Source organism: Bradyrhizobium sp. USDA 4354, from assembly GCF_054060315.1.
In genome coordinates this window covers 6,110,788-6,136,649 of sequence record NZ_JBSSDC010000001.1, presented here as the reverse complement: position 1 = coordinate 6,136,649, position 25,862 = coordinate 6,110,788, and the positions used below count along the sequence as shown (strand labels likewise).

Annotated in this window: 25 protein-coding genes; 17 read left to right on the top strand and 8 right to left on the bottom strand. The window is 60.3% G+C overall.

Going from position 1 to position 25,862, the window contains the following annotated elements:
- Nucleotides 1–67 precede the first annotated feature (67 nt).
- Nucleotides 68–670 (bottom strand): acriflavin resistance protein, encoded by a 603-nt coding sequence (locus ACVIIV_RS28650; RefSeq protein ID WP_456747141.1) that lies wholly within the window; start codon nt 668–670, stop codon nt 68–70.
- Nucleotides 671–825: 155 nt separating this feature from the next.
- Between ACVIIV_RS28650 and ACVIIV_RS28645 the strand changes: the two genes are divergently transcribed.
- Both ACVIIV_RS28645 and ACVIIV_RS28640 read left to right on the top strand, forming a co-directional pair.
- On the top strand, nt 826–1,248 hold the full coding sequence (locus tag ACVIIV_RS28645) for an MAPEG family protein (protein ID WP_456747140.1): 423 nt from the start codon (nt 826–828) through the stop codon (nt 1,246–1,248).
- A 68-nt stretch (nt 1,249–1,316) separates the two neighbouring features.
- Complete coding sequence (locus ACVIIV_RS28640) at nt 1,317–2,618, top strand: RsmB/NOP family class I SAM-dependent RNA methyltransferase (RefSeq protein WP_456747139.1); 1,302 nt, start codon at nt 1,317–1,319, stop codon at nt 2,616–2,618.
- A 211-nt stretch (nt 2,619–2,829) separates the two neighbouring features.
- On the opposite strand, the gene ACVIIV_RS28635 is transcribed toward ACVIIV_RS28640, so the two are convergent.
- The 3 genes from ACVIIV_RS28635 to ACVIIV_RS28625 form a co-directional block, all read right to left on the bottom strand.
- On the bottom strand, nt 2,830–3,039 hold the full coding sequence (locus ACVIIV_RS28635; protein ID WP_015686739.1) for a cold-shock protein: 210 nt from the start codon (nt 3,037–3,039) through the stop codon (nt 2,830–2,832).
- A gap of 260 nt (nt 3,040–3,299) precedes the next feature.
- Entirely contained in the window at nt 3,300–3,632 is a 333-nt protein-coding gene (locus tag ACVIIV_RS28630) for a DHCW motif cupin fold protein (RefSeq protein WP_456747138.1), read from the bottom strand.
- Between the two features lie 303 nt (nt 3,633–3,935).
- A complete protein-coding gene (locus tag ACVIIV_RS28625) occupies nt 3,936–4,307 on the bottom strand; it encodes a nuclear transport factor 2 family protein (RefSeq protein WP_456747137.1) in 372 nt (123 codons plus the stop codon).
- Nucleotides 4,308–4,456: 149 nt separating this feature from the next.
- Here ACVIIV_RS28625 and guaA point away from each other — a divergent pair, with 149 nt between their 5' ends.
- Nucleotides 4,457–6,055, top strand: a complete 1,599-nt coding sequence (guaA, locus tag ACVIIV_RS28620; RefSeq protein WP_456747136.1) for a glutamine-hydrolyzing GMP synthase — start codon at nt 4,457–4,459, stop codon at nt 6,053–6,055.
- A gap of 378 nt (nt 6,056–6,433) precedes the next feature.
- Here guaA and ACVIIV_RS28615 read toward each other — a convergent pair whose 3' ends face one another.
- Nucleotides 6,434–7,264 (bottom strand): alpha/beta fold hydrolase, encoded by an 831-nt coding sequence (locus ACVIIV_RS28615; protein WP_456747135.1) that lies wholly within the window; start codon nt 7,262–7,264, stop codon nt 6,434–6,436.
- A gap of 470 nt (nt 7,265–7,734) precedes the next feature.
- Between ACVIIV_RS28615 and ACVIIV_RS28610 the strand changes: the two genes are divergently transcribed.
- The 13 genes from ACVIIV_RS28610 (at nt 7,735) to ACVIIV_RS28550 (ending at nt 21,964) form a co-directional block, all read left to right on the top strand.
- On the top strand, nt 7,735–9,003 hold the full coding sequence (locus ACVIIV_RS28610) for an ABC transporter substrate-binding protein (protein WP_456747134.1): 1,269 nt from the start codon (nt 7,735–7,737) through the stop codon (nt 9,001–9,003).
- 64 nt (nt 9,004–9,067) lie between these two features.
- The gene (locus ACVIIV_RS28605) at nt 9,068–9,937 is read left to right on the top strand and encodes a branched-chain amino acid ABC transporter permease (RefSeq protein WP_456747133.1); all 870 of its coding nucleotides are present in this window, start codon (nt 9,068–9,070) and stop codon (nt 9,935–9,937) included.
- Nucleotides 9,934–12,474, top strand: a complete 2,541-nt coding sequence (locus ACVIIV_RS28600) for a branched-chain amino acid ABC transporter ATP-binding protein/permease (RefSeq protein WP_456747132.1) — start codon at nt 9,934–9,936, stop codon at nt 12,472–12,474. The genes ACVIIV_RS28605 and ACVIIV_RS28600 overlap by 4 nt, the downstream gene beginning before the upstream one ends.
- A 19-nt stretch (nt 12,475–12,493) precedes the next feature.
- Nucleotides 12,494–13,558 (top strand): Gfo/Idh/MocA family protein, encoded by a 1,065-nt coding sequence (locus ACVIIV_RS28595; RefSeq protein WP_456747131.1) that lies wholly within the window; start codon nt 12,494–12,496, stop codon nt 13,556–13,558.
- Between the two features lie 45 nt (nt 13,559–13,603).
- On the top strand, nt 13,604–14,413 hold the full coding sequence (locus ACVIIV_RS28590; protein ID WP_456747130.1) for a sugar phosphate isomerase/epimerase family protein: 810 nt from the start codon (nt 13,604–13,606) through the stop codon (nt 14,411–14,413).
- Entirely contained in the window at nt 14,410–15,549 is a 1,140-nt protein-coding gene (locus tag ACVIIV_RS28585) for an epoxide hydrolase family protein (RefSeq protein ID WP_456747129.1), read from the top strand. Before ACVIIV_RS28590 ends, ACVIIV_RS28585 begins: the two co-directional genes overlap by 4 nt.
- Complete coding sequence (locus tag ACVIIV_RS28580; protein WP_456747128.1) at nt 15,546–16,526, top strand: alpha/beta fold hydrolase; 981 nt, start codon at nt 15,546–15,548, stop codon at nt 16,524–16,526. Before ACVIIV_RS28585 ends, ACVIIV_RS28580 begins: the two co-directional genes overlap by 4 nt.
- Nucleotides 16,527–16,605: 79 nt before the next feature.
- Nucleotides 16,606–17,421 (top strand): sugar phosphate isomerase/epimerase family protein, encoded by an 816-nt coding sequence (locus ACVIIV_RS28575; RefSeq protein WP_456747127.1) that lies wholly within the window; start codon nt 16,606–16,608, stop codon nt 17,419–17,421.
- Nucleotides 17,408–18,274: a shikimate dehydrogenase family protein gene (locus ACVIIV_RS28570; RefSeq protein WP_456747126.1), complete on the top strand. Its 867-nt coding sequence runs from the start codon at nt 17,408–17,410 to the stop codon at nt 18,272–18,274. Before ACVIIV_RS28575 ends, ACVIIV_RS28570 begins: the two co-directional genes overlap by 14 nt.
- Nucleotides 18,275–18,493: 219 nt before the next feature.
- Nucleotides 18,494–19,297 (top strand): IclR family transcriptional regulator, encoded by an 804-nt coding sequence (locus ACVIIV_RS28565; RefSeq protein ID WP_456747125.1) that lies wholly within the window; start codon nt 18,494–18,496, stop codon nt 19,295–19,297.
- 66 nt (nt 19,298–19,363) lie between these two features.
- Entirely contained in the window at nt 19,364–19,981 is a 618-nt protein-coding gene (locus ACVIIV_RS28560; protein WP_304552467.1) for a nuclear transport factor 2 family protein, read from the top strand.
- Between the two features lie 11 nt (nt 19,982–19,992).
- Entirely contained in the window at nt 19,993–21,051 is a 1,059-nt protein-coding gene (locus tag ACVIIV_RS28555) for a maleylacetate reductase (protein WP_456748853.1), read from the top strand.
- Nucleotides 21,052–21,094: 43 nt separating this feature from the next.
- The gene (locus ACVIIV_RS28550; RefSeq protein ID WP_456747124.1) at nt 21,095–21,964 is read left to right on the top strand and encodes an intradiol ring-cleavage dioxygenase; all 870 of its coding nucleotides are present in this window, start codon (nt 21,095–21,097) and stop codon (nt 21,962–21,964) included.
- A 92-nt stretch (nt 21,965–22,056) separates the two neighbouring features.
- Here ACVIIV_RS28550 and ACVIIV_RS28545 read toward each other — a convergent pair whose 3' ends face one another.
- From ACVIIV_RS28545 to ACVIIV_RS28535, 3 genes are all read right to left on the bottom strand, one after another.
- Nucleotides 22,057–22,908 (bottom strand): alpha/beta fold hydrolase, encoded by an 852-nt coding sequence (locus tag ACVIIV_RS28545; protein WP_456747123.1) that lies wholly within the window; start codon nt 22,906–22,908, stop codon nt 22,057–22,059.
- 11 nt (nt 22,909–22,919) lie between these two features.
- Nucleotides 22,920–23,822 (bottom strand): alpha/beta fold hydrolase, encoded by a 903-nt coding sequence (locus tag ACVIIV_RS28540; RefSeq protein ID WP_456747122.1) that lies wholly within the window; start codon nt 23,820–23,822, stop codon nt 22,920–22,922.
- Nucleotides 23,823–23,936: 114 nt separating this feature from the next.
- Nucleotides 23,937–24,548 (bottom strand): TetR/AcrR family transcriptional regulator, encoded by a 612-nt coding sequence (locus ACVIIV_RS28535; protein WP_456747121.1) that lies wholly within the window; start codon nt 24,546–24,548, stop codon nt 23,937–23,939.
- Between the two features lie 192 nt (nt 24,549–24,740).
- Here ACVIIV_RS28535 and ACVIIV_RS28530 point away from each other — a divergent pair, with 192 nt between their 5' ends.
- Nucleotides 24,741–25,769, top strand: a complete 1,029-nt coding sequence (locus ACVIIV_RS28530; protein ID WP_456747120.1) for an ABC transporter substrate-binding protein — start codon at nt 24,741–24,743, stop codon at nt 25,767–25,769.
- The last annotated feature ends 93 nt before the right edge of the window (nt 25,770–25,862 follow it).

Sequence of the window (25,862 nt, the reverse complement as noted above, 5' to 3'; positions counted from 1 at the left end):
GATCATCTTACCCGTCGTCGCGCGTCGGAACGATGACGGCACGGGCATGGATCGCAACGAACAAAGTTTAAAGCACGCGGTAGCGGATCGTGTAGCCGTCCTGCGGGGCGAGCGGGGAGGCGATGCGGTCGGCGAGGTGCCAGGGGCCGAACTGCTCGGAGCGATGCGGCTCGGCCGGCAGGCGGAGGCGGAACTCGAAGGTGCCCCTGCCGGGCAGGTTCACGACCAGAACGCGGTCCGCGGTGCGGTGGTTGAGCACCACTGCGCCGCGCAGCACCGCCCGTCCGTCTGAGAGATCGCGCACCCCGTCGACCAGCGCCAGCGTCTGGTTGCGATCGGTATGCAGCTCGATTTGGCCGTCGGTCACCGCCGTCAGCATCTCCCGGGGCATGCGGATCTCGAACTCGACGGCGGGCTTGGATGGGTTGAGGCCGAGATAGGCAAGCGCAGCGTGGCGCATGTCATAGGCCGCAAAGGCGAACAGGGCGAGCGCGGCGAACGCAGCCAGGCCGTGCCGGGCGATGTCGCGCCAGGTCCTGTAGCTCAAGCGATAATAGACCGTCATCGCCAGCGCGACCGCGAGTGCCGCCGCGATACCTGACAGCGCCGACATCAGGACGCCGAGCTGGCCGTCAGCGGATTCGGTGAACAGGCTGGACAAGGTATTCATGGCGCCATCTCGCCTCGAGCCTAAGGGGGCCGAAATCGCTTTAACTATCGATGCTTGGTCGCGGAAGCGGGAACGCCGGTTCAAGTCCTTCATTGTCAGCGCCAAAAGTCGCGGCTAATGACGGTCGGCGGCATTTCGTCCCCGGGAAAGTTCCGATGTCCGTTCAAATGGTCTTGCTGCCGGTCTTCGTGCAGATCGCTCTCACCTTCGCGCTTTTGATCGGCATGGTCTTGGCGCGCCGCAAGGCGCTGGTTTCCGGCGAGACCAGGATCCGCGACATCGCGCTGGGCGAACCGAACTGGCCGAAGGGCGCCACACAAATCGCCAATTGCTACCGCAACCAGTTCGAGCTGCCGGTGCTGTTCTACGTCCTGATCGCGCTGGCATTGCCCTTGCGCCGCGCCGATCTCTTCATCGTGCTGATGTCCTGGGTGTTCGTCGTGGCACGCTTTGCCCATGCCGGCGTGTTCGTCTCCTCCAACGATCTCGGCCGGCGTTCGACAGTCTGGCTCGCCGGCGTGCTGGTGCTGCTCGCGATGTGGATTTACTTCGCGCTGAAGCTCTTGCTGCTGATCTGATCGCGCATGATCCGGAAAAGTGGATCCCGGTTTTCCGAGAAGATCATGCGCAAAACCGAAAGATTCAAATGACCCCCGCTGCCCGGCTGTCCGCAGCCATCGAACTGATCGACACCATCGAGAAGGACCGCGTGCCCGCGGCCAAGGCGCTGAAGGAGTGGGGCACCGCGCACCGCTTCGCCGGCTCCGGCGACCGCGCGGCGATCGCCGGCCTCGTCTGGGACGTGCTGCGCCGCTACGCCTCGAGCGCCTACCTGATGGATTCCGATACCGCACGGGCGCGCCTGATCGGCATGCTCCGCCTCGAGCGCAGCATGGACACGGCCACAATGGCCGCGCTGTTCGACGGCAGCCGGTTTGCGCCGGCGCCACTGACCGAGGCCGAGCAGGCCGCGCTCGCCTCACGCTCGCTCGCCGATGCCCCGGCCGCGCTCGCCGGGGACTACCCGGAATGGCTCGACCCGCATCTGGCAAAAGTGTTTGGCGAGGACCGCGCCGCAGAAGCCGCTGCGATGGCCAGCCGGGCCCCGCTCGATCTGCGCGTCAACACCCTAAAATCCAATCACGACAAGGTCCTGCGCGCGCTTGCTCATCTTCATGCGAAACCGACGCCCTGGTCGGTAACCGGCCTGCGCATCGAGCTTGCGGCCGATGCGCGCAACCCCGGCATCCAGGCGGAAGAGGACTTCATCAAGGGCGCCATTGAAGTGCAGGATGAAGGATCCCAGCTTGCGGCCCAATTCACCGCGGCAAAACCCGGCGAGCAGGTCATCGATCTCTGCGCCGGCGCCGGCGGCAAGACACTGGCGCTCGCCGCCCTGATGCAGGGCAAGGGGCGGCTGATCGCGACCGACCGCGACAAGCGCCAGCTTGCCCCGATCCATGAGCGGCTGTCGCGCGCCGGCGTCCACAATGCCGATGTCCGCACGCCCAAGGGCGAGGCCGATCCGCTGGCCGACATCCGCGCCTCAGCCGACCTCGTCGTGATCGACGCTCCCTGCACGGGAACCGGCACCTGGCGCCGGAACCCCGATGCCAAATGGCGGATGCGCCCCGGCGCGCTGGAGATCCGCCTGCGCGATCAGGCCGAGGTGCTGGAGCGCGCGGTGCCGCTGGTGAAGGCGGGTGGCCGCATCGCCTACATCACCTGCTCGGTGCTGTCGGAGGAGAACGGCGAGCAGGTGAGGGCGTTCGTCGCGCGCCATCCCGAATTCGCGGTCATCCCGCCTGAGCAGACCGCGAGCGTGCTCTGGGACAAGGCGGAAGCTTTTGGCGAGGCCGCGCTGCAGTCGGCGGAAGGCTGGCTGATGACGCCGCGGCGGACCGGGACGGATGGGTTTTTCGTTTCGGTGCTGAGGAAGACGGCCTGATCCCCGCCTCGCCGTCGTTCCGGGGCTCGCGAAGCGATAACCCGGAATCCATCAAGCCGTGCGCCTTGCCGTTCGATGGATTCTGGGTTCGCCCTGCGGCGCCCCGGAATGACATCAAAAAACAAAAGCCCCGCGGACCGGATCCCGGTCGCGGGGCTCTCTTTTTTAGCGTTCTGCCGGTACGTCCGCGGTCAGAACGGTGCGCGGGCTGTTAGCCGACGCGGAGATTGTCAGCCGAGGACTTGCCGCTGCGACGGTCGGCGACGATGTCGAACGAGACCTTCTGGCCCTCGTTGAGGGTGGAGAGGCCGGCGCGCTCGACGGCGCTGATGTGCACGAACACGTCCTTCTGGCCGTCGTCCGGCTGAATGAAACCATAACCCTTTTGGGTGTTGAACCACTTCACGGTGCCCATAGCCATGGGAATTTCCTTTGTTAGAGAGGGTACGCACGCGGACCGGTACGCGTCGCTGCGCCCATGATCCTGTTCAGTCGATGTTTGGAGAAGTCATCTGAAGCGTGCGCGCCCGTCTGTAACGAAGCGAAGCGGCCCAGTCGTTCGGCCAAGTATCGATGATCACAATATAGCGAGGATTTGGGGCCACTTCAAGGCACCACCCGTGGTTCGGGATGTCGCGCGCCTTTGCTATTTTGCGGTGCAAATGAACCGCGAGGGGCGCATCAGTCCACGATGAAGAGGGTGGCGCCGGTCGTCGTCGAGGACCGGTGCGCGGCGTCGCCGAAATCCGACACCTGGTAGCTCATTCCCGCCGTGAGCTTGAATTTGCGCCCGTCCCGCAACTCGCTGTCGAGCTCGCCATTCAGCACATAGAGCACGTGGCCCCGATCGCACCAATGATCGGCCAAGTAGCCCGGCGAATATTCCACCATGCGCACCCGGAGATCGCCGATATTGAGCGTGCGCCATTTGGCCTCGCCGATCCCCCCGGGATGCGTGGTTGCCTCGATCTGGCTCCAGTCGGTGACGGTAAAGGGGGAGGTTGGGAGTTTCATGGGGGATCCTGTCTCCGGGCCGGCGGACGCAGTATTAGCGCACGTGGTTGCCCCAGTCTCCGTCATTGCGAGCGTAGCGAGTTCGCTGCGCTGGCAATGACGATTGCGGAAGCAGCGCGCTCCCTCTCTGTCCGTCACCCTGAGGCGCTCGTCCTGGAAAGCAGGACGAGCCTCGAAGGGCGACAGCCCGGCTGCCAGCTCGGCCGTGCATCCTTCGAGGCTCGCCCTGCGTCGCTACGCGCCGCAGAACTCGCGCCTCAGGATGACGGGGAGAGGGGCGTCGCTGCGCAAAAAGCTCCAGCCTCAATGCACCAGATGGTTCGCCGACCCCTGCACGATCAGCCCCGCCTCGTTCACCCGCAGATATTCGCAGATCTTCTTGCCCCGTTCGTTCTCGTAGAACACGACGAGGCTGTCCGGGCTGACGAACAGATCGATCAACGAGAAATGCAGCTCCCGCACCAGCCCGAGCGCCTTGCCCCAATAGGCGCGAAGTGCGTCCTTGCCGCGCACCGTGCCGCTGGCGTCGAACCCCAGCATCGGGATGCGGTCCGAGGTCATGATGGCGGCCTCGTCGTACAGCTTGAGCACGCGCTCGAGATCACGCGTATTCCAGGCCTCGACCCAGGTCCGGCCGAGCGCGGCAAGCGTTGATGGCTCATGATGCTGTGACATTGGCGTTCTCCCTGATCAGCCCCTGTTTGAAGGTGGGGCATAATAGGTCAATAATACTTACCTATATCAACATGTCCATGCCCAAAGAAGCATGTGGGCGCGCGGCGAGCGTGGTTGCGGGCAGGGCCGCGCCAGCGTATTGGCTGGCCATGACAGCAGCACAGAACGACCGCTCCGCGTCGACGCCCTCGGTGGCCTCGGCGCACGACAAGATTCTCATCGTCGACTTCGGCAGCCAGGTGACGCAGCTGATCGCGCGCCGCGTGCGCGAGGACGGCGTTTATTGCGAGATCGTCCCGTTCAACAAGGCTGAGGCCGCCTTCGAGGAGATGAAGCCGAAGGCTGTGATCCTCTCCGGCGGCCCGGAATCGGTGCACGAGGCCGGCTCGCCCCGCGCCCCGCAATTGATCTTCGATTCCGGCGTGCCCGTGATGGGCATCTGCTACGGCCAGATGACCATGGCCGCCCAACTCGGCGGCGAGGTCGAAGGCGGCCATCACCGCGAATTCGGCCGCGCCGATGTCGAGGTGAAGGCGCAGAGCCAGCTGTTCGAGGACGTCTGGACATCAGGCAGCAAGAACCAGGTCTGGATGAGCCATGGCGATCGCATCACAAGAATGCCGCCGGGCTTCTCCGTCGCCGGCACCTCGCCGAACGCGCCCTTCGCGATCATCCAGGACGAGAAGCGCAAATATTACGGCCTGATGTTCCACCCCGAAGTGGTGCACACGCCCGACGGCGCAAAGCTCATCCGCAACTTCGTCCGCAAGATCGCCGGCCTCACCGGCGACTGGACCATGCGCGCCTTCCGCGAGGAGGAGATCGCCAAGATCCGCCAGCAGGTCGGCAAGGGCAGGGTGATCTGCGGCCTCTCCGGCGGCGTCGATTCAGCCGTCGCGGCCGTGCTGATCCACGAGGCCATCGGCGACCAGCTCACCTGCGTCTTCGTCGATCACGGCTTGATGCGCCTCAACGAGGCCGAGCAGGTCGTCGACCTCTTTCGCCACCACTACAACATCCCCCTCGTCCACGTGGATGCCTCCAAGCAATTCCTCGGCGAGCTCGAAGGCGTCACTGATCCCGAAGCCAAGCGCAAGACCATCGGCCGCCTCTTCATCGAGGTGTTCGAGCAAGAGGCCAAGAAGATCGGCGGCGCCGATTTCCTGGCGCAAGGCACGCTCTATCCCGACGTGATCGAGAGCGTCTCCTTCACCGGCGGCCCCTCAGTCACCATCAAGTCGCACCACAATGTCGGCGGCCTCCCTGAGCGCATGAACATGAAGCTCGTCGAGCCCTTGCGCGAGCTGTTCAAGGACGAGGTGCGCAAGCTCGGGCGCGAGCTCGGCCTTCCCGAAATCTTCGTCGGCCGCCACCCGTTCCCGGGCCCGGGCCTTGCCATCCGCTGCCCCGGCGAGATCACCCGCGACAAGCTCGACATCCTGCGCAAGGCCGACGCCGTCTACATCGACCAGATCCGCAAGCACGGCCTCTACGACGAGATCTGGCAGGCCTTCGCCGTGCTGCTCCCGGTGAAGACCGTCGGCGTCATGGGCGACGGCCGCACCTATGACTACGTCGTGGGCCTCCGCGCCGTCACCTCCACCGACGGCATGACCGCGGACTTCTACCAGTTCGACATGAAGTTCTTAGGGGAGACCGCGACGCGCATCATCAACGAGGTGAAGGGCGTGAATAGGGTGGTGTATGATGTGACCAGCAAGCCGCCTGGGACGATTGAGTGGGAGTAGCGCGGCTGGTCAAAATCGCGCAGTCCGGCGTAGTTTGGTGAAGTATGCTCGGTTCGTCGCGCCAATAGTCTGAACGAAGAGGGGTGCTTGGGACATATCCCGGCAAAAGCCAGAAATCCATTGCGTCTTCACTTTGGCGTATCGCAGCGCGCTCGATCGTACAGAAAGGACTCTAGAGAAAGGGGGCGCGCGGTACCAGCTGTCCGTTGAAAATCTGCTCTTCAGGAAGGTGCGCACAAAAAAGCGGTCGGCTACAATGCCGACCAGTCTGGGAGGTTCAGTGCAGGTAGCTCCCCCGGGAGCGAGCCTGGTATTGCCGGGCAGCTCCAAAATATGTGCGAGGACCTGTTGGATTGGCTCTTCCGTCGATACGGGCGCCTACTCTGGCTTCACAAGTTCGCGGGCGAGTTCGAGTGGCATGTCCACCATGACATCGTGTCCACAAGGTATCTTGGTAACTCGCCAGCCCGGCAACCCGGCCACCTTCGCTGCGTAATAGCGGAACGGGCTTGGATCCCAACCCTCGGCCAAAATGAAGACACGCTCCTTTATGGCGGAGCCGGCTCCGGTTAGCAGCACTGGCATTTCAAAGGTCGCCAGTGCCTGAGGGACGCACCGTCGATCAACCCACGCGCGCTTCTGCTCGATGACCTTGAAACCTTCGGCCGGAGCAGGTGCCATCAGACCGCTATTGTTCTTGATGGCACTTCCCCGAAATCCCTCAATGAAGGCCTTGAAGTTCTCGCGTGATAAAGCAACTTCGAGGCACTTATTCAGTGACTGCTCATGCTCGGGAATGAAGGCGTCCAGGTACACCAATGTCCGGATTCGCGAAGCCATCCGGTCGGCGACCGCCGTTATCACCATCCCTCCATAAGAGTGGCCACAAAGGATCACGTCGGAGAGTTCCTCGGCCTCGATGACCCCACAGACATCACGAATGTGAGTCTCGAGCGTGACGTCTTGACCGTTGAGGTGCGCGCGTTCTCCCAAGCCCGTGAGGGTAGGGGTAAATACCGTGTGTCCCTTGGAGCGAAGTTCACTGGCAACGTCACGATAACACCAGCCCCCGTGCCACGCTCCGTGCACGAGTACGAACGTAAGCGGCGATCTGGTCTCCGCACTTTTCGCGCTGTTTGAGCTCGTGAGCAGGGAGCTCGTGACAACGGCTCCAGCTACAGCGTTGCCGATCAACTGTCTACGATGCATGCGCGTTCACCTTCTGATTGAATGAAGTTCTCATAAGAGAACTTGTTTGTGTATATGTACATCGTGCCGCAATTTCAATTGGCTTGCACAGGTCGACGCTCGCAGAAGTGATCTTCGCGACGCGTTTGAAAACAGATTTGTCTGGATCGCAGCTTGAGAGTGCTTCTTCTCTCGGCAGCAAACAGGCGAGGTCAATCGTCCGCTGGCGTAAGACAGCGGCGACGAATTGCAATGCAGCGCACTAGCGTCCCTTTTTTCCTGGGAGCTTATCCGGGAGCGAGCTGTGCCCATGCTTTACAAAAATCTAGACCAAATGGTCGTGAAATGCAATGTTGTCGCGTCGGCAGTTCGTGCCACATTGACTTCCTGTCCGGTTGTGCATATAGAGGAACTTGTTTAGATATAGAAACAAGATTTGCGACCGTCCAAGAGCTCCAGAGAGCCGTAAGAAACCAGTGAGGGAGGTAGTTATGTCGCCCAATTCGTTGCGCCATTTGACTAGGATTAATCGCCGAACCTTGATTGGAGGTGCGGGCGGCTTCGCGCTGGCTCACGCTGCGGCTTCGAAGCTTGGGGTGCCCTACATTGGGAGCGCAGCCGCTGCGGATCCGATCAGGATTGGAATGATCTACGCCAAGACCGGAGCCGTGGCGGATCAGGCGGAATACATGGCGCAAGGTAGCTTGTTGGCTCTTGAGACTCGCAACAACACTCTTTTGGGTCGTCAGGCGGAGATCATTTGGCTCGATGAGTCGACGTCACAAGCGGCGCAGCAAAATGCCGAGCGCTTGATCGGAGAGCATAACGTGATCGGCATTGTTGGCGGCTCCCTGAGTTCGAGCGCGCTCGCAATATCCGCGGTCGCAAAAAAGGCGAGAATCCCGTTCGTTGCCGCCAACGCGGGGGCGATCGATCTAACCGGGCGGCTTTGCAACAGATACACTTTCCGCCTGCAGCCCCCGGCGGACGTTCATACCCGCGTTCTCGCGCCGTATTGTGCGGGCCTTGGCAAGAAGTGGTATCTCCTGACTGCAGCTTTTGCTTTCGGGCAAGACATCAAGCGTTCCTTCACCGAATTCAGTGCGGCTAATGGAATTACGCTTGTGGGCACCGACGAGGTCCCGGTCAACACGGCTGACTACAGCTCCTTTATTCTCAAGATCCGTGCCGCCAAGCCGGACGTCGTTGTGGGCGGGGTGCCGGGCAACGATATCTCCACCTTTCTGAAGCAGTGGAACGAACTGGGTATGAAAGGCAAGATTCCGTTCGCGGAAATTGCCGTCGGCGCCACGGATCTCTGGGGCGTGGGTCCAGAAGCGGCGGACGGCCTGTTCACGATCAACTGGTACCACAAGAACCCCAACAATCCGCCCGAAGAGCAGGCGATGGCGGCAACTTATGAGAAAAAATACAAGCGTCCCGCAGCCGACAAGACCTGGATGGGATGGATGGCAATGAACGCATTGCTTGATTCGGTTGAGACTGCGAAAGCCACCGAGCCCGGAGCAATTGTAAACGCGCTCGAAAATTGGGGAGTCCAGCGCGGCGGCGTAAAGGCGGGTTACCGCGCATTTGATCATCAGATGGTCAATCGCTTGCTCGTCGTCGGTATCAAACCCAAAATCACCGACAAATGGGACTACTTCGACATTCTCGCCGAGACGCCTTCGAACGACGCCGAGATCGAGAAGGTCTTCGGCGCGCAGGCCCAAAGCGCGTGCAAGATGGACACGCTCTAGGTCTCGGGTGAGCGACGCCGCAGTTCCGGCTGGAAAGATGCGGCTCCTTCGATGGGAGCACTCTATGTTTGACTTGATCTTATCTCAGGCCGTGAACGGTCTGGTTCTGGGCTTTCTCTACGTTCTCATCGCCGTAGGACTCTCGGTCATTTTTGGAATGCTCGGAATCGTGAATTTTGCGCACGGCGCCTTCTTTGCCATAGGTGCCTATCTTGCGTTGATGTTGAACCGGGATTTCGGATGGGGAGCAGCGTTGCTCGCGCCGGTGTTTACCGGTCTTGTCGGCATGCTCGTCGAATTCGTGCTGATACGACGGCTCTATGGAAAGGAGCCGCTACTCGGCCTGATTCTTACGTTTGCGCTGGCCTTGTTCTTCGAAGCGATCCTTCGTCTGGTGTTCGGCGCTGCTCCGCTGCCTTTCAACCCACCCAAATTCCTTGCGGGGTTCGTCGAATATGGTCCGGTGTTGATCACCAAATACCGTATCGTCGTCCTGGCCGTCACGGTCTTCGCGCTCGTCGCGTTCTGGAGTTTTCTTGAATACACACCGTTCGGGCGGATTATTCGCGCCGGCTCGCGCGATGCGGAGATGGTTGGACTTCTCGGCATCAATCTTCCGATCGTCCTGAGCAGCGTTTTTGGCGTCGGCTGCCTGCTTGCCGGCCTCGCGGGCATGCTTTCCGGTCCGCTCTGGACCGTCAATCCGTCGATGGCCGCGGGCGCGATCATGCCTGCTTTCGTCATAGTCACTATCGGCGGTCTGGGTTCGTATGCCGGTGCGATCATTGCCGGCGTCCTTGTCGGCGTGGTGACGGCGATGACCATTCAGTTTTATCCCGATTGGTCCAGTGCAGCGATGTACGTCCTGATGGCAGTCATCCTGCTGGTTCGTCCGCGCGGCCTCTTCGGCGAAAAGTGGGAAAGGTTCGAATGAAAGTCCGCTCGCTCTTGCGGCGTCCCGTTCTATGGGTCGCCGTCGTTCTCAGTGCTTTAACCGTCCTGTGGCTCGGGCTCGGTGCGCCGGTTTCTCTCGTCACGCAAATTGCGATATATGCGCTCTATGGAGCTGGAGTAAATCTGCTCGTCGGCTATACGGGCCTTGTTCCGTTCGGCGCATCCGTCTTCTTCGGTGGTGCCAGCTACGCGGCAGCGTTTCTTCTGCTCTTCGGGGTAGGTAACGAGTTTGCCGCGCTGGCGTTGTCAATCCTCTTCTCGATCCTGCTCGGCCTGGCCATCGGTGCGATCATCTTGCGCCGCAAGGGCCTGTATTTTTCCTTGCTGACTCTGGCCTTCTCGCAGATCGCGTTCGAGATCGCGTTCAAATGGACTTCGGTAACTGGCGGCGAAAATGGCATTCAGGGCATCCCGCGCGCCAATTTTGCCGGAGATACCTCGTTCCACGTCTTTGTGGTTGTAACCGTGGTTGTCGTCATGTGGCTCATATGGCGACTGGCGCATGCGCCCTTTGGACGCGTCCTCCAAGCTGTGCGCGACAACGAGCAGCGGTCGAGCAGTCTGGGCTATAACGTCTACCTTGTCCGTCTCGGCGCGTTTACTCTCATGGCCGCGGTCGTTGGCTACTCCGGAGCTCTTCTGACCGTCATGCTGCAAGGCGTCTATGCCGACAATCTGAGTTGGCAGCATGCGGGCGACAGTCTTTTGATGACGGTCCTCGGCGGTGTGCACCATTTCCTCGGCCCGCTTTGGGGCGCAATCGCCTTTATTATCCTGGAGAACAGGCTGTCAGCGCTTACTGAGAACTGGTGGCTGATGTTTGCGCCGGTGCTCATCCTGTTCGCCTTGCTGTCGCCTGAGGGCATCCACGGTTTGGCGCAACGGATGACGCGTCGCCAACGTTGGACGCTCACCGACAACGAAATTCCGCCCCGACCTCACGCAATCGAACCTTACGAAAGCGCAGCGTTGGCAATCGATGCGACCAGGCCGCTTCTTGAAACGCGAAAACTTTCGAAGAGTTTCGGTAGCCTCGTCACAGCCAGGGAGATCGATCTCCAGATTCGACCTTTTGTGCTCCACAGTATTATCGGTCCAAACGGAGCTGGAAAGACGACCCTTTACAACATGCTGACCGGAGTGTTGCCGGTAAGTGGTGGCCAGATATTGTTCGAGGATAAGGATATCACGAACCTGCCGATCCACGCGCGCGCGCGTCTCGGAATCAGTCGTTCGTTCCAGCTTCTGTCAATCTTCCCGAACCTGAGTGTCTTTGAAAACGTGCGAGTGGCCGTGCAGGCTCAGCGTCACGGCCTGGGCGGATTGTTCTTCGACGCTCACGGTCTAAAGGCTCTGAACGACAGAACGTGGTCCATTCTTGATGCCGTGGGTTTGGTCGACCGGGCGGCGGATCTTGGCGCCGAACTCCCCCACGGAGCGAAGCGTCTGCTGGAGATTGCCGTGACCCTCGCGATCGACTCGAAGCTACTCTTGCTTGACGAGCCGCTCGCTGGTCTGGCGGAAGCCGATCGGGTCGTTGTCGCCGACTTGATCAAGAAGCTCTCGGAAAAGCACGCGGTGCTGCTCATCGAACATGACATCGACAGAGTATTGGCCATCTCGGACCGTATCTCGGTTCTGCATCAGGGACGCATTATCGCGGATGGCAAGCCGGCAGACGTGGCCAAAAATCCGGAAGTGGTCGCAGCCTATCTGGGCGCTAGCAGAGGAATTGAGGCGCAAGTGCGTCCAACGGTCGAGCGGCTCACCCACGTCCCGGAGTCCAGGCTGCTGGATGCGCAGGGCGTAGCTGCAGGCTATTCCGGAAGCACGGTGCTCTCCGGGGTGAACTTGGCGATCCATGAAGGTGAAGCGGTCGCGCTTCTCGGCCGCAACGGTGTCGGCAAGACGACCCTGCTTCGAGCGCTCACGGGTAGCTTACCGTCGAGCGCGGGTACGGTCAGGTTCAACGGTACGACACTCAACGGACTGAAGCCGTATCAAATCAACAGGCTCGGTATTTCGCTCGTTCCGGAAGGGCGCCGTCTGTTTCCGAACCTGACTGTTTTGGAGAATCTTCAACTCGCGATGCGGCCGGGTGGCATCGGCCTCGCGGAGGTGTTCGAGCTATTTCCGCGCCTTCGGACCCGTCAAAAGGCGAGGGCGGAGAATCTGTCCGGAGGTGAACGCCAGATGGTCGCCATTGCGCGCGCCCTCGTTGTTCCCAGCAAGCTGATCTTGCTCGACGAGCCGTTCGAGGGCCTCGCACCGGCGGTCGTTAATGAAGTGATGGAGGCGCTCGTCAAGCTACGCGGGAAGATTGCGATGATCGTGGTGGAGCATCATGCCGAGACCGTACTGACCATCGTTGACAGGGCGTACGTGCTCGTCAACGGCGCGGTCGCATTCGAAGGAGCGGCCCGGACATTGGCGGAAGACCATGCACTTCAAGCGAGGCTGCTCGGTGTCGTCCAGGACGATGCGTCAGCTGCGGTGGCCAGGCAAGCAATCGCGTAATTAGGTAAGGAGAGGTTAAATGGCTTCAGTTCGTATCGGAATCGTCGGCCTTGGTACGATCGGAAAAGCACATTGGAAGGTAATCCGGGAGTCATCGGAAACGACACTGGTTGCCATTTCTGACCCTACGCCCTCGGCCCTGGAGTTCGCTCGCGCCGAAAGCGTGCCTGCCTATGCGGACTACCGGGATATGCTGGAGAAGGAGAAGCTGGACGGCGTGGTTGTGGCTGTGCCGAACGCGCAGCATGTGCCGGTTTCGCTCGCCTGTATCGAGCGAGGCATTCCAGTTTTGGTCGAGAAGCCTGTGGCCGATGAAGTCGAGGCCGCTCGCGGAATGTGCAGGGCAGCGGAAGCGCAGAATGTGCCAGTTCTGGTCGGCCACCATCGCCGTCACAATACTGCCGTGCAGCGTGTGCGTCAGGCCATTCGTGACGGGCTCATTGGACGACCGGTCACAGCGACAGTCATGTACAATCAACTGAAGACGGCGAGCTATTTTGATCTTGATTGGCGGCGGCAGGCCGGTGGCGGACCCATCCTGATCAACCTCATTCACGAGATTGACCTGATCCGCTTTATATTTGGTGAGATCCGCTCGCTTCAGGCCCTGAGTTCGAATGCGGTGCGTGGGTTTCCCGTTGAGGATACTGCTGCGGTGATTTTGCAGTTCCACAGCGGCGCCATAGCAACCATCAGCGTTTCAGATACCGCTGTCACCCCGTTCTCATGGGATCTCGCCTCGGGCGAATTCGACCTGATGCTAGGAACGTCGGACCGGATGAAGCGGCAGAAGGTCAGTTCGCACGTGTTTGCCGGGACGGAAGGCTCTGTGACGCTTCCGACGCTCCAGTACTACAATTATCACGGCACGGCCGAGCCCGGCTGGCGGAGCGATCTCAATGCAGAGACGCTGATGGCTGAAAGCGGTGACACCTATGTCCGCCAGATCGAACATTTCGCCCGAGTAATACGCCGCGAAGAAGCTCCGCTGGTGTCCTGTCTCGATGGGGTTCGTACACTCCAGGCGACACTGGCCGTGAAGGATGCGGCAGCGTCAGGCCGCACGATTGTTCTGAGCGATTAGCGAGTGAAGCCGTAGCTGGCCGGCTCCCATTCACAAGGATCAAGTATGCCACCTCTTTCTCTGGCTCACTTCACAGTCATTGACGCAGATCCGATCGCGCTGATCGAGGCCGCGCAGATCGGGGGTTACGATGCGGTCGGGCTACGCATCGTGGCGCCGTTTCCGACCGATCATATCGTCCCGGTCGTGGGCGATCCAAACATGATCCGGCGCATCAAAAGCAGGCTCGCGGACACCGGTCTCAGGATATTTGATGTGGAGGCGATCTGGCTTTCGGGTGAAAGTGATGTCACCTCGCTGGAGCCCGCTCTTGATGTCGCAGTCGAATTGAACGCCAGGTCCGTCGTTGTGGCGGGGCGCGACCCTGATCGCGGTCGCTTTGCGGAGAACCTTTCCCGGTTGTGCGCCGCGGCCAACCTCAGGGGGATACGGGTAATGCTGGAATTCCTCCCGTACTCTGAAATCCGCTCACTGGCGGAAGCAGTTGCATTGCTGAAAGACGTTGGGCCCACAAATGCCGGAGTGTTGGTGGATGCCTTGCATCTGAGCCGTTCGGGCGGCAGCCCAGCGGATCTAGCGCAATATGATCCGGCGCTGTTCTCGTACATGCATCTGTGCGATGCGCCAGCCGTCCCCCCGGCGCCTGAACGAGTGCGTTCCGAGGCCCGGGGAGGGCGGCTTTATCCGGGCGAAGGCGGCCTTTGGCTCGCTGATTTTATAAGAGCCTTCCCCCCGGACACACCGATCGCCATCGAGGCGCCTAACGAGCAGCGGAGTGGTTTGGCGCCGGCGGCACGTGCAAGGCTGGCAATGTCAAGGACAAGGCGGTTACTGGAAGAGGCGGGGTTCAAATGACCGCCATCGTCACCCCATCAGCCGTCGGGAAAATCACCGATCTGCGTGCCCGGCTTCTTGCTACACGCTGGCCGTCCTATGATTCTGGTGACGATCGGTCGCTCGGCTTGAGCTCAGATGATGCCGGGCGCCTGGTCCGATATTGGGCCAATGATTTCGACTTCGCCGTCTGGCGGCAGCGCATCGACGCGTTGCCTCATGAGTCCCTCACCATAGAGGATGTGAGCGTCCATCTTGTCCATGTTCGAAGTCCGCATCCCCACGCAGTGCCCGTCATCATAACCCACGGCTGGCCCAGTACCTTCCTGGAGATCGTCCCGTTAATTGAGCGCCTGACCCAACCAGAGCGGTTTGGAGGGCGAGCCGAAGATGCCTGCCATCTGGTTATTCCCTCGCTGCCCGGGTTCGGTTTCTCGTCCCCACCTAGTGCTCTTGGCGGATATACCGGCGCCGCGATTGCCGACCTGTGGGCGCGCGTGATGACTTCACTTGGGTATGAGTGGTTCTTCGCCAGTGGTGGCGATATCGGCGCGCGGGTGACGTCCTGGCTGGGCGTGCGGCATGCGCAACGCGTGCGGGCCATTCATGTCAGTTCGAACGCGCTCCGGGTGGCGCTGCCGGACGAAGCCGCCGCGACGCTGGATGAGCAGGCGTACCTCGACGCACGGAACCAGTGGGTCGCGATGGAAGGCGGCTACATGCATGTTCAGCAAACCAAACCGCTCAGCCTTGCCTATGGCCTGAGCGATTCTCCCGCAGGGCTCGTCGCATGGTTGTGTGAGAAATGGTCTTCTTGGGGCGATCAACTGAATGTCGCCAACCCTGAAGTCATGGACATCATCCTCGGCCATGCCACGCTCTACTGGATCACCAATACGATCGCCACATCGTTCCTGCCATATTTTGTCTACGACTGGCCGCCCGGCGCAAGGGTAGATGGGACTCAGGTCAAGGTGCCCGTTGGCTTCTACCTCTCGGCCGCGGAGATCGGTGGCATTCCGCCCGAATCCTTTGCCCGCCGGCAATTCGAGATCTCACGCTGGAGCGTCCTGCCGCGTGGCGGCCACTTCATGGCGACCGAAGAACCAGAACTGCTAGCGGATGACCTTCTGGCCTTCATTCGTGCATTTCGATGACTTTCTCGGCCGAGGCAAGCCAAAGCGAAAACCTGTTCCAAGCGAGACTGATCAAGATGAGCCGAGCCCCGGATCTGTTCGAAGGCTTTTCACCGCTCGATCGCCAAACTTCGCGCGTGCGCTTTTCGGGTGTAACTGGCGGAGAGGGGCCGCCGCTCCTTCTGCTTCATGGCTATCCGGAAAGCCACGCCACCTGGCATGAGGTCGCGCCGGCGTTGGCGAAGCGCTATACCGTCGTGGCACCCGATCTCCCAGGTTATGGGAAGAGCCGAGTTCTGGATGCGGGGCCGTGGAACAAGCGAGCAGTGGGCGTGGAGCTCGTCGCAATGATGCGCGGCTTCGGTCACGATCGGTTTGCCGTTGTTGGACACGATCGGGGCGCGCGTGTCGGCTATCGGCTTGCGCTCGACCATCCAGACCGTGTGAGTGCTTATTGTTCGCTCGCCGTCGTGCCGACGCTGGATGTCTGGCCCGCGGTCGACCGGCAATTCGCCAAGGGCGCATTTCACTGGTTTCTGTTTCTTCAACCGGGCGATTTGCCGGAGCGGATGCTGGCGGCGGATCCTGATGCCTTTCTTGAGGCCACATTGAACCAGATGGCAGGTGGAATCGAGAAGCTGCATCCCGCTGCCGTGGCCGACTATCGCGAAGCGTTTCGGGAAAAGTCGGTGCGTCAAGCGATGATCGAGGACTATCGCTCCGCCTACGACACTGATCTCGATCATGATGCGGCTGATCGGGCGGCGGGACGCAAGATTGCCTGTCCCGTCATGGTGCTTTGGGCCGACGAACGCCTCGTTGCCAGCGGGATGGAAACCGGGGTGTTGACTGCAGCCGATGTCTGGCGCCGCTGGGCGGGTGACGTGAGCGGGTTCGATATTGCCTGCGGACATCTTTTGCCAGAGCAGGCGCCGGAAGCGGTCATTGAAAAGATCGTGCCGTTTCTCGAGGCTTCCTTAAAGCGCGACACCGCGTAATTGGGCCTCTGTCGACAAATGATGGACTTCGTCGCTCCGTGGGCGCAATGCGCATCGACACTTTGAAAGGTCAGCTTACGTGGAAACTCTTCGTCTTGGCGCCAGTACATGGACCTATCTGCAGACATGTGATCTGGAAGCAGCTCTTCGGCGGCTGAAGGCCCTGGGCTACAGTCGCTTTGACGTCCTCACGATCCCACCACATCTTTGGCCATATGATATCGATCTTGCTCGGCGTCGCGCGCTTCGTACCTTCCTCGACAGCGAAGGCCTGAGCTTTGATTCACTGAATTTGCCGAGCACCGATCAAAATCTGTGCAGTGTTACAGCACAGATGCGCCAATACTCGGTTCAGCAGTTTCTCGACATCATTGACCTTTGCGAAGAGATCGGCGTGCCGATGATCGTTGTAGTTCCGGGCAGACGCGCCAACTTTGTGCCGCCGCCACTCGAAGCGGCGCATGGCTGGTTGAAGGCCGGTCTCGAGACTTTGCTTCCGCATGCGGAGCGGGCGGGCGTGCGCCTGATCCTCGAAAATCATCACATGAGTTCGATGCCAACCGTGAAGCAGATGGTGACGTTTCTGGACGCGTTTGGCAGCGATCATCTCGGAATCGCCTATGACGTTGCCAATGGAGAGTTTGTCGGCGAAGACCAGGCCGAAGCCATCCGGACTGCTGGCCGCTGGTTGCGTCAGGTCCATCTTTCCGATGCGAGCCGCAGCAAATGGGACCACGCCCCGATCGGACGATCTGCCGTCGATTTCGCCGCGGTCGCGGAGGCTCTCCGGGAGATCAACTTCTCGGGGACAAGTATTGTGGAATTGATCTCCGAAACACCAGATGCCGATATGGCCGGCGCTCTGCGAGAGTTGCAGCGCTATGGCTGGCAGTGAGTCCTCGGCCGTGGCATCGGGGCAAACAGGCTCGGATAACGAGTTTCCCAACGGCGAGATGCGCATATTGGGGCTGATCGGCGATCCGGTGTCGCAGGTACGCGCTCCTGCTCCAATGACGCAGCGCCTGCGTCACGCCGGTCTCAATGCAGCCGTGATACCTCTCCATGTGCCGGCCGTCGTCCTGCCGCTGGCGTTTGGCTGCCTGAAGCTGATTAGAAACCTCGACGGTTTGGTCATCACGGTGCCGCACAAGATTCCAATGGCTGAGCTGGTTGATCGTTGCTCCGAGCGCGCGCGCCTTGTCGGAGCGATCAACGTCGCGCGTCGCGAAGCGGATGGCTCCTGGAGTGGCGACATTCTCGATGGAGTGGGCTTCGTGCGGGGGCTTACACACCGTGGTTTCAATCCGGAAGGCCAGAGCGCCTTCGTGATCGGGGCTGGCGGCGCCGGCTGCGCGGTCGCTGCGGAACTGGCTATGGTTGGCGCAGCGGTGCGCGTCTTCGATGTCTCCTCCGACCGCGCCAGCGCGCTTGCCACGCGGTTGAGCCGGGCCGGTTACCCGGTAACCGCGGCCGATACGCCTGATCCCAGCGGGTTTAGCCTGGTGGTGAATGCCACGCCTCTCGGTATGCGACCCGACGACCGTCTGCCGTTGGATCCGGCGCTCCTGTCACCGGAGATGTTGGTTGCCGATGTAGTCATGAAGCCGCGGGTGACGTCATTTCTGGAGCAGGCGAGGGCGCGGGGATGCGAGATCCAGCTCGGTGAAGCCGTGATGCTCTATCAGCTCGACGCCCAAATCGAGTTCTTTCGGGAGAACCTGGTTGTCGGAGCGCCGGCGGCTCGCTAAGGCAGGCGGCAGCCGTCGATGGAGATCATCTTGGTCATCCGCCGCCTGACCGTGGGGAATAGGGGCAGGCGCATATCTTGACCCGTTGGCTCGTTAGAAGGTCCGGGTCGTCGGTGGGCGGGTGCTCCTACCATTCCCATCTTGGCGCCGGCAGCATCGCGTTGACATACAAGGCAGAATGACAGATTAGTTCATATATGTGAACTGGAGATGTCTTTGATGTCTGATACGGGACTGGCGGCAGTCAAGTCTGCCGATCGCGTGCTCGATCTCTTCGAGTTGTTATCCCACGCGGGACGCGAAATGTCGCACAGTGAAATTGCGGACATGTTGCGGATTCCGAAAAGCAGCCTTTCTCAGCTGCTGAAGAATCTGATTGCGCGCGGTTATGTCGAAGTCACGGCGAACGGGCGTGGATACCGGTTAGGCGAAGCATTGCTTCGTCTGGCGCAGGGCGCGGGCCGGATGCGTGACCTGGCGACCCAGTCCGAAGCGTTCCTGGCGGAGCTAACGAACAAGACCGGCGAAAGCAGCGCGCTAAATCTTCTGAGGGGCGATCAGGCCGAGGTCGCGGCGACAGTTCTCGGACCGCACAGATTGGTCACCCATATGCGACTAGGTGATTTGGCGCCGCTTTATGCGACCTCCGGGGGGAAAGCAATTTTGGCCCACATGCCGAGCAGCTTTCAGAAAGAATATCTTGGCCGCGTGCAGTTTGAGCGGGCGACCCCAAAAACAATTCACTCGGTCAAGGTCCTGCGTCAGGAGATCGAAAAAATCCGTGCCAAAGGCATCGCATATTCGCTCGAGGAGTGGACCCCGGGAATCGTCGGCATAGGAGTTCCGGTGCTCGATCCGGCCGGAGAACCGCTGGGCGCAATCAACGTCGCAATTCCGGCCTCGCGATTTAATCCCGAAATGCAGCGTAGAGCAGAACAGGCACTGATCCAGACCCGGGATGATCTGTTGCGGCAACTCCTCGTAAACCCGCGGGCGGCGCGATCAGAACCCGACGTCCGCTAAGATTGACATCCGCCGCTTTGTGCATGTACAAGAACACGTTCACATTTACGAACGTGGTGGCTTGGCATGGATGCGGCAGTGAAATCAGACGAACAGTTGGCAGATCGCCGACAGATCCGTGATTTGCTCGAGAACTGGGTCGTTTGGCGCGACGCTGGCGATTGGGAGCGATTTCGTCAGGTGTGGCATCCTGACGGACGCATGATGGCGACCTGGTTTCAAGGAAGCGGCGACGAGTTCATCCTGGTCAGCCAGGAGGGCTGGGCGCGTGGCGTCAGCATCCTGCATTTCCTCGGTGGAATATCGATTGAGGTCAGCGGAAGCCGCGCTATCTCGCAGACCAAAATGACAATCTCTCAGCGCGGCGATGTTGAAGGTGTCACCTGCGATGTCGTCTGCACCGGCCGCTTTTATGATTTCCTGGAAAAGCGGAACAATCGCTGGGGCATCGTGCTGAGGCAGCCGATCTATGAGAAGGATAGAATCGATCCGGTCTCGCCAGCGGCGAAGCTGGAACTCGACGCCGCCTTGCTCGCTCGCTTTCCCGAAGGCTACCGTCATCTCGCCTATATGCAGACCCGCATTGGATACACCGTTAAACCGGATATGCCCGGCCTCAAGGGCGAAGAGGTAGAACAGCTCTATGGTCGCGGTGCCGCATGGCTTCGCGGGGCAAAGCTCTAGCCGTGACGGGCATCTCTCCTTTCGCCTACGTCTCGAATCCGGCACGTGTGCTGTTCGGTTCCGGGAGGGTACGCGAGGTCGCGCCAGAGTTGGAGCGGTTGGGCTGTCGCCGGGCCTTCGTCGTTTGCACCGCGGACCAAAAGGATATCGCGCTGCGTGTTGCATCGGGTTGCGCAGCCCAAGCGGTGTTCGCGGAAGCGACGATGCACACTCCGCTCGGTGTTACCGAAACGGCGCTCTTACAATTGCGTGCGGCAGAGTGTGACAGTCTGGTCGCTATCGGCGGTGGATCGACCATCGGCCTTGGCAAGGCCCTGGCGCTGCGGACCGATCTTCCACAGATCGCGGTGCCCACTACCTATGCGGGCTCCGAGATGACAACGATCCTGGGGGAGACCAACGAAGGTCGCAAGATGACGCTGCGCTCGCCCAAAGTGTTGCCAGAGGTCGTCATATACGACGTCGATCTGACGATTTCTCTGCCGCCAAGGCTGTCCGCCGTGAGTGGGGTCAACGCGATCGCGCATGCGGTTGAGGCACTCTATGCGCCTGATACCAATCCGATCGTCTCAATCATGGCGGAAGAGGGAATTAGCGCGCTCACGCGCGCGCTCCCACGTATTGTGACCGTACCGAGTGAGGTCGCCGCGCGCGAGGCCGCTCAGTACGGCGCCTGGCTGTCCGGGATTTGTCTGGGCTCTGTTGCAATGGGGCTGCATCACAAGATCTGCCACGTGCTTGGAGGCAGATTCGATCTTCGTCACGCTGAAACGCATGCTGTCATGCTCCCTCACGTTGTCGCCTATAACAGCGCCGCCGCGCTGGCAGCGATGGAACGTGTCGAAAATGCATTGAGGCAGCCGGATGCGGCGGCCGGCCTGTTCGCTCTCAATCGGACGCTGGGCAATCCTCTTTCGCTCTCCGAGCTCGGCATGCCTTACGAGGGGATCGCGCGAGCCGTCGAACAAGTAATGAAAGATCAGTATTCGAACCCTCGACCGCTCGAGGCGGCCGCATTGCATTCGATGCTTGCAAGAGCATGGTCAGGTGAAACCCCGCATGCCGAATGAACTATCCTGGCTTCATATTGAGTGAAAAGAATAAGAGACCGTGATGAGAAACTTCGATGAGACGTCCATAACGGAAGCAGTGCTGGAAAGAGTACGCAATGCACCCAATTCCCGACACCGTATCATCAGCGAGGCGCTGGTTCGCCACCTTCATGATTTCGTGCGGGAGGTAGAGCCAAGCTATGACGAATGGGCGCAGGCAATCTCGTTTCTGACGCGCGTCGGTCAAAAGTGCACTGATACGAGGCAGGAATTCATTCTACTTTCGGACACTCTGGGCGTATCGATGCTGGTGGACGCTATCAATCACCGTTTTCCGGGTCATGCGACGCAAACGACCGTGCTGGGGCCCTTCCATGTTGCCTCCGCACCGGAGTTCGCACTCGGCGACGACATCTCTGGAGGCATGACGGGCGCGCCGCTTCTGGTCGAGGGTAAGGTCGGCGATATCGATGGAAAGCCGATCGCGGGCGCGGTAGTCGAATTCTGGCACGCCGACGCCGAAGGCTTCTATGACGTCCAAAGCGAGACGGGGTTGGCCAAACTCGCAGGGAGGGGCGTTGTGCGCACCGACGCCGATGGTGCGTTCTGGTTTCGAACCGTTATCCCGTCCGCATATCCAATTCCCGACGACGGGCCAGTGGGCGACATGCTCAAGGCGCAAGCGCGTCACCCGTATCGGCCGGCTCACGTGCACTTTATGATCTCAGCTCCGGGATGCGAAACCCTGGTCACCCATCTGTTTCTGGCTGACAGCGAGTACCTCGATTCCGACGTTGTGTTCGGCGTAAAAGATGCTCTGATCTGTGGGCTTCAGACGCAGCATGCCGGGTTGACGGCGCGCGGCAACAGAATCGCCATGGATATGGCCGCCTTGCGCTACGACTTTGTGCTCGCCAATGTCAGCAAATGATACCGCGGAATTCTGCACTTCGCTGCCTTGACTGAAGTCCCGGTACTCCCGCCGACAGCCTCGGCTTCGACGGGAGCCGATCGCCTAAGGCATCATTGGGCGAAGAACTTGAGAAGTGCATCGGCCGTCTCGGCGGGGCGCTCTTCCGCCATCCAGTGGCCGCAATCCCGGATACTTCCGCCCGAGACGTCGCCGGCGAATTCCTCCAGCATGGCGACGATTTTCGGTCCCCACCTGTGATCGCCTCCCAATGCGAGAACAGGTATCGTCAAGGGAGATCGCTTCCAGTCGAGTGCGTTAGCATGGTCAACCGGGAATGCGCGATACCATTCGAGGCCACCTCGCGTGTTGCCAGGCTGAGCCATGGAGCGCGCATAGATTTCCACTTCCTCGACCGGCAGTGCACCGTGGTTGAAGGTACGATCAGCGAAAAAAGTCGAGACGTAGTCGAATTCGCGGCCATAGATGAGGCGTTCCGGCAAATCGCGCTTCATATGGAATGCGAAATGCCAGACCATTGGATCGGCGAAATTGGCCTCCCACTGACTCCATCCGGGCATCGGCGCATCAAGGATGGCAACGCGGGTCACGGATTCGCGGTGGGTGAAGGCCAATGCCAGGGCAACCATTGCCCCGATGTCATGGCCGCAGACGGCGTAGCGGCCAAAACCGAGCGCGACCATCGCCCCGTGCACGTCTTCGGCGAGGCTTGCCTTGTCATAACCGCTCTGGGGGCAGTCGGAATGCCCCGCTCCGCGTAGATCGAGCGCAACCACGGAATGATGCACGGCGAGTACCGGCATGATCCTGCGCCACTCCCACCAGGTTTGTGGCCAGCCATGGAGCAGTACGAGCGGCGGTCCTTTACCCCCTACGACAGCATGGATCTTTACGTCGCCCACCCGTAGTAATTTGTGATGGAAGCCGTCGAGTTCAGAATTCATCTTGACCCCTTTCATTGAAGTTGGCGCTGCGGTGTTGGATGCGTGGCGGATCGCGTGGCCGCCAGAAAATTGGCAATCAAGCGAGCCACCTCGTCCGGACGTTCCTCGGCGGGATAGTGTCCGCAGCGTTCGATGATGGCTCCTTGAACATTCTTGGCGACCCGACGTATCGCCTGCTCGGATGCCGGTCCGTAACCCCAATCAGTCCCGATCGCGAGAACCGGCATTGGAAGCGGCGTTCGCCCCCAGACTGAATTGTCGCTTCGGTCGATCGGCAACGTGCGGTAATGGCTGAACGACGATCTCAGTGCTCCAGGCCGCTGAAGCGCGCGCGCGTAAACCTCAATGTCCGCGTCGCTCACTGAATTGGCATCGAACAGACCGACTTTCTCGCGTCTCATGAAGTGATCGACGAACAATTTCTCTCGTCCCCGGACCAGCTCTTCCGAGATGTCGCCGGCCATGTTGAAGCCGAAGTGCCAGCTTCCGCCTTTCGAGACGTCCATTGCCTCTTCCTGGCCGAAGCTCGGAAGACTGCTCTCGATGAAGATCAGGTGGCTGACCTCTGCAGGCCACTGCGCCGCGTATGCGTATGCGACATGCCCGCCCAGATCGTGCCCGGCAAGAGCGACGCGAGACAAGCCGAGCGCGTGCGCGAATTCTCTAAGGCGACGGGCAATTGTCTTTTTATCGAAACCCGCGTCGGGCTTTGACGTGTGGCCAAAGCCCGGCAGATCCGGAACCACAACGTCATATTCAGAACTGAGGAGCCCCGCCACGCGGCGCCAGGCATGCGATGTCTGTGGCCAGCCATGAAGTAGAATGATCGGGGGACCACCTGAGCCCATCCGATAGTAAGCAAAGCGAATGTCGCCGGCCCGTAGTGATCCATAGGGGTATAACTCAGCGTCCATGGCGCTTCCCCTCGATGGTTGGACGGCAAACGGCTGAAAAAGGAGTGGAGGCAATTTGACGACCATTTGGTCCAAAAATGCGCAAGCGCGTTGGCGACGAAACCATCGAAAATCTCATTTTGCGAAACGATCAAGCAGGGCTTGGACGACGGCTTGCGATGAGCTGCGGTCGGCGTTTGTCTTGCTGACGACGCGCATGCCTTCGAGCAGGCACATAATGAGACGCGCGGCGGTCGAGGGCTCGACCTCATCAGCCAATCGTCGCTCGGACTTCGCGCGTTCCAATGTCGTCGTCAGCCGCGCTTCCATCGCCTTGAAGAAGCGTCGAATGCGCTGTTCCACTTCGACGTCCTGACTTCCCAATTCCATGGCGGTTGCCACAATCAGGCATCCGCGCTTGGCGCCAGCCCCGCTGGTTCGCTCAACGTATCTTGCAAGGCACGCCCGGATGCCGTCCAACACGTCTTTGCGCGGATCAAGGTCGGCATCCAGGCGTGTCAAGGAGTCTGCGATATATCGGTCGAGCGCACGCAAGAACAGCCCGTGCTTGTCGCCGAAGGCGGCGTAGAGACTTCCACGAGAAAGATTCGTCGCCTCAAGCAACTCCGGAAGCGACGTCGCATGATAACCTGATGTCCAGAACACGCCCATGGCGCTTTCGATAGCGTCATCGGGATCGAACTCTCTCGGACGGCCGCGCATCCGCTGCGAAGTCTCTCGTATCATGACCAATATCTAGACTAAGCGGTCGTTAATATCAAGCCCGTTTTCCCGGAATTGCGGAAGCGTGGGCGCGGCAGCACGATGCGGGTTTGCCAAGGCGGCGTTCCGTTCCGGACTTTGCAGCTTAACGGACAGGTCTTGCAAATAGAGACTGAATGGTCCAAAAATAAGAAGTCCAATAACCGGAGTGCACAGATGGCGACGGATACAAACAGGCCTGTGAATGTCGCCGTAGTGACCTACGTGTCCGGGCGCGCAGCAGCGCCTTTTGGCTTTCCAGCCCGCAACGCTGCGGAGCTCATGGTGGAAACCATCAATGCCGGAGGCGAGCTCCCAGAACCTTACGCTGCTTCGGGCTTCGCTGGTCGCAAGCTGTCACTGAGGGTCTACGACGAGAGTGGCTCGGAAGACGAACAGATCGCGCTGTTGCGGCGCATACATGCTGACGGTGCGGATATCGTGGTCGGGTACGCGGGCAGCGCAGTCGCGATGGCCATTGCTCCCGTTGCCGAGGAACTTGGCCTGCTAACGGTTGTTTCCGGCGGCGGCGCCAGTCAGTTGTTTGCACGCCAGTGGGATTGGGTCTTTCGTACCCAGACGACGACAACGGCTGATTCTGTCGGCGCCGCGCGCTACGTGGCGGCCCAACTCGGGGTCTGCGGCTTGGGTTTCGGCGGTATCAACCAAAAATATCTTTGGGGGACGGATAGCTGGAGAGAATTTCGCGCCGCCTTGCAGGTCCTCCAGCCTGATGCGCAGGAGGTCGGAGGTCACTTTGCGCCGCTCTATTCCGGCGCCGTTGTAACCCCGATCCAATTTCTGAAAGAGCAGGGTGCTCAACTCATTCATTCCGGGAACTGGGGAGTTGATCTGTTCCGTCTGGTCGAAGTTGCACGAACAACGGTACCGGATACACGCTTGCTGTTGGTGTCTGGAGAGAGCGGTCTTCATCGGTTGGCCGGAATCATTCCCGACGGCACGATCATTGGGGGTCGTGGTTCGCACGGACTGCTGGCGCATGACACTGAGTTGAATCGTTGGTTCAGCTCTCACTATCGCGATCGATACGAAATTGCGCCGATCTATCCCTCCTATGGCATTGCAAATGCGCTGCTAGGTTTGAAAGCCGCTTGGGACCGCGCCGGGGCAGGGGCGAAGAGATTGATGTTGCGTCGGTCCTGGCTGGCTCGACCTTCGAGGGTGTCGGATCGACAATTTCGATGACGCGTGCGAATGGTCGACAGGCTGTTGCCGAAGCGGTCTATGGGACGGTCCGACGACGAGCAGGAAGCAAAGAATTAGAGTTGACCAATGTCG

Coding starts and splice junctions, on each gene's coding strand:
- ACVIIV_RS28590 (WP_456747130.1), top strand. CDS start 13,604: ATGCCACCTCTTTCTCTGGCTCACTTCACAGTCATTGACGCAGATCCG.
- ACVIIV_RS28630 (WP_456747138.1), bottom strand. CDS start 3,632: ATGAAACTCCCAACCTCCCCCTTTACCGTCACCGACTGGAGCCAGATC.
- ACVIIV_RS28610 (WP_456747134.1), top strand. CDS start 7,735: ATGTCGCCCAATTCGTTGCGCCATTTGACTAGGATTAATCGCCGAACC.
- ACVIIV_RS28625 (WP_456747137.1), bottom strand. CDS start 4,307: ATGTCACAGCATCATGAGCCATCAACGCTTGCCGCGCTCGGCCGGACC.
- ACVIIV_RS28565 (WP_456747125.1), top strand. CDS start 18,494: ATGTCTGATACGGGACTGGCGGCAGTCAAGTCTGCCGATCGCGTGCTC.
- ACVIIV_RS28645 (WP_456747140.1), top strand. CDS start 826: ATGTCCGTTCAAATGGTCTTGCTGCCGGTCTTCGTGCAGATCGCTCTC.
- ACVIIV_RS28605 (WP_456747133.1), top strand. CDS start 9,068: ATGTTTGACTTGATCTTATCTCAGGCCGTGAACGGTCTGGTTCTGGGC.
- ACVIIV_RS28570 (WP_456747126.1), top strand. CDS start 17,408: ATGGCTGGCAGTGAGTCCTCGGCCGTGGCATCGGGGCAAACAGGCTCG.
- ACVIIV_RS28550 (WP_456747124.1), top strand. CDS start 21,095: ATGAGAAACTTCGATGAGACGTCCATAACGGAAGCAGTGCTGGAAAGA.
- ACVIIV_RS28615 (WP_456747135.1), bottom strand. CDS start 7,264: ATGCATCGTAGACAGTTGATCGGCAACGCTGTAGCTGGAGCCGTTGTC.
- ACVIIV_RS28580 (WP_456747128.1), top strand. CDS start 15,546: ATGACTTTCTCGGCCGAGGCAAGCCAAAGCGAAAACCTGTTCCAAGCG.
- ACVIIV_RS28650 (WP_456747141.1), bottom strand. CDS start 670: ATGAATACCTTGTCCAGCCTGTTCACCGAATCCGCTGACGGCCAGCTC.
- ACVIIV_RS28545 (WP_456747123.1), bottom strand. CDS start 22,908: ATGAATTCTGAACTCGACGGCTTCCATCACAAATTACTACGGGTGGGC.
- ACVIIV_RS28635 (WP_015686739.1), bottom strand. CDS start 3,039: ATGGCTATGGGCACCGTGAAGTGGTTCAACACCCAAAAGGGTTATGGT.
- guaA (WP_456747136.1), top strand. CDS start 4,457: ATGACAGCAGCACAGAACGACCGCTCCGCGTCGACGCCCTCGGTGGCC.
- ACVIIV_RS28535 (WP_456747121.1), bottom strand. CDS start 24,548: ATGATACGAGAGACTTCGCAGCGGATGCGCGGCCGTCCGAGAGAGTTC.
- ACVIIV_RS28585 (WP_456747129.1), top strand. CDS start 14,410: ATGACCGCCATCGTCACCCCATCAGCCGTCGGGAAAATCACCGATCTG.
- ACVIIV_RS28530 (WP_456747120.1), top strand. CDS start 24,741: ATGGCGACGGATACAAACAGGCCTGTGAATGTCGCCGTAGTGACCTAC.
- ACVIIV_RS28640 (WP_456747139.1), top strand. CDS start 1,317: ATGACCCCCGCTGCCCGGCTGTCCGCAGCCATCGAACTGATCGACACC.
- ACVIIV_RS28595 (WP_456747131.1), top strand. CDS start 12,494: ATGGCTTCAGTTCGTATCGGAATCGTCGGCCTTGGTACGATCGGAAAA.
- ACVIIV_RS28600 (WP_456747132.1), top strand. CDS start 9,934: ATGAAAGTCCGCTCGCTCTTGCGGCGTCCCGTTCTATGGGTCGCCGTC.
- ACVIIV_RS28540 (WP_456747122.1), bottom strand. CDS start 23,822: ATGGACGCTGAGTTATACCCCTATGGATCACTACGGGCCGGCGACATT.
- ACVIIV_RS28560 (WP_304552467.1), top strand. CDS start 19,364: ATGGATGCGGCAGTGAAATCAGACGAACAGTTGGCAGATCGCCGACAG.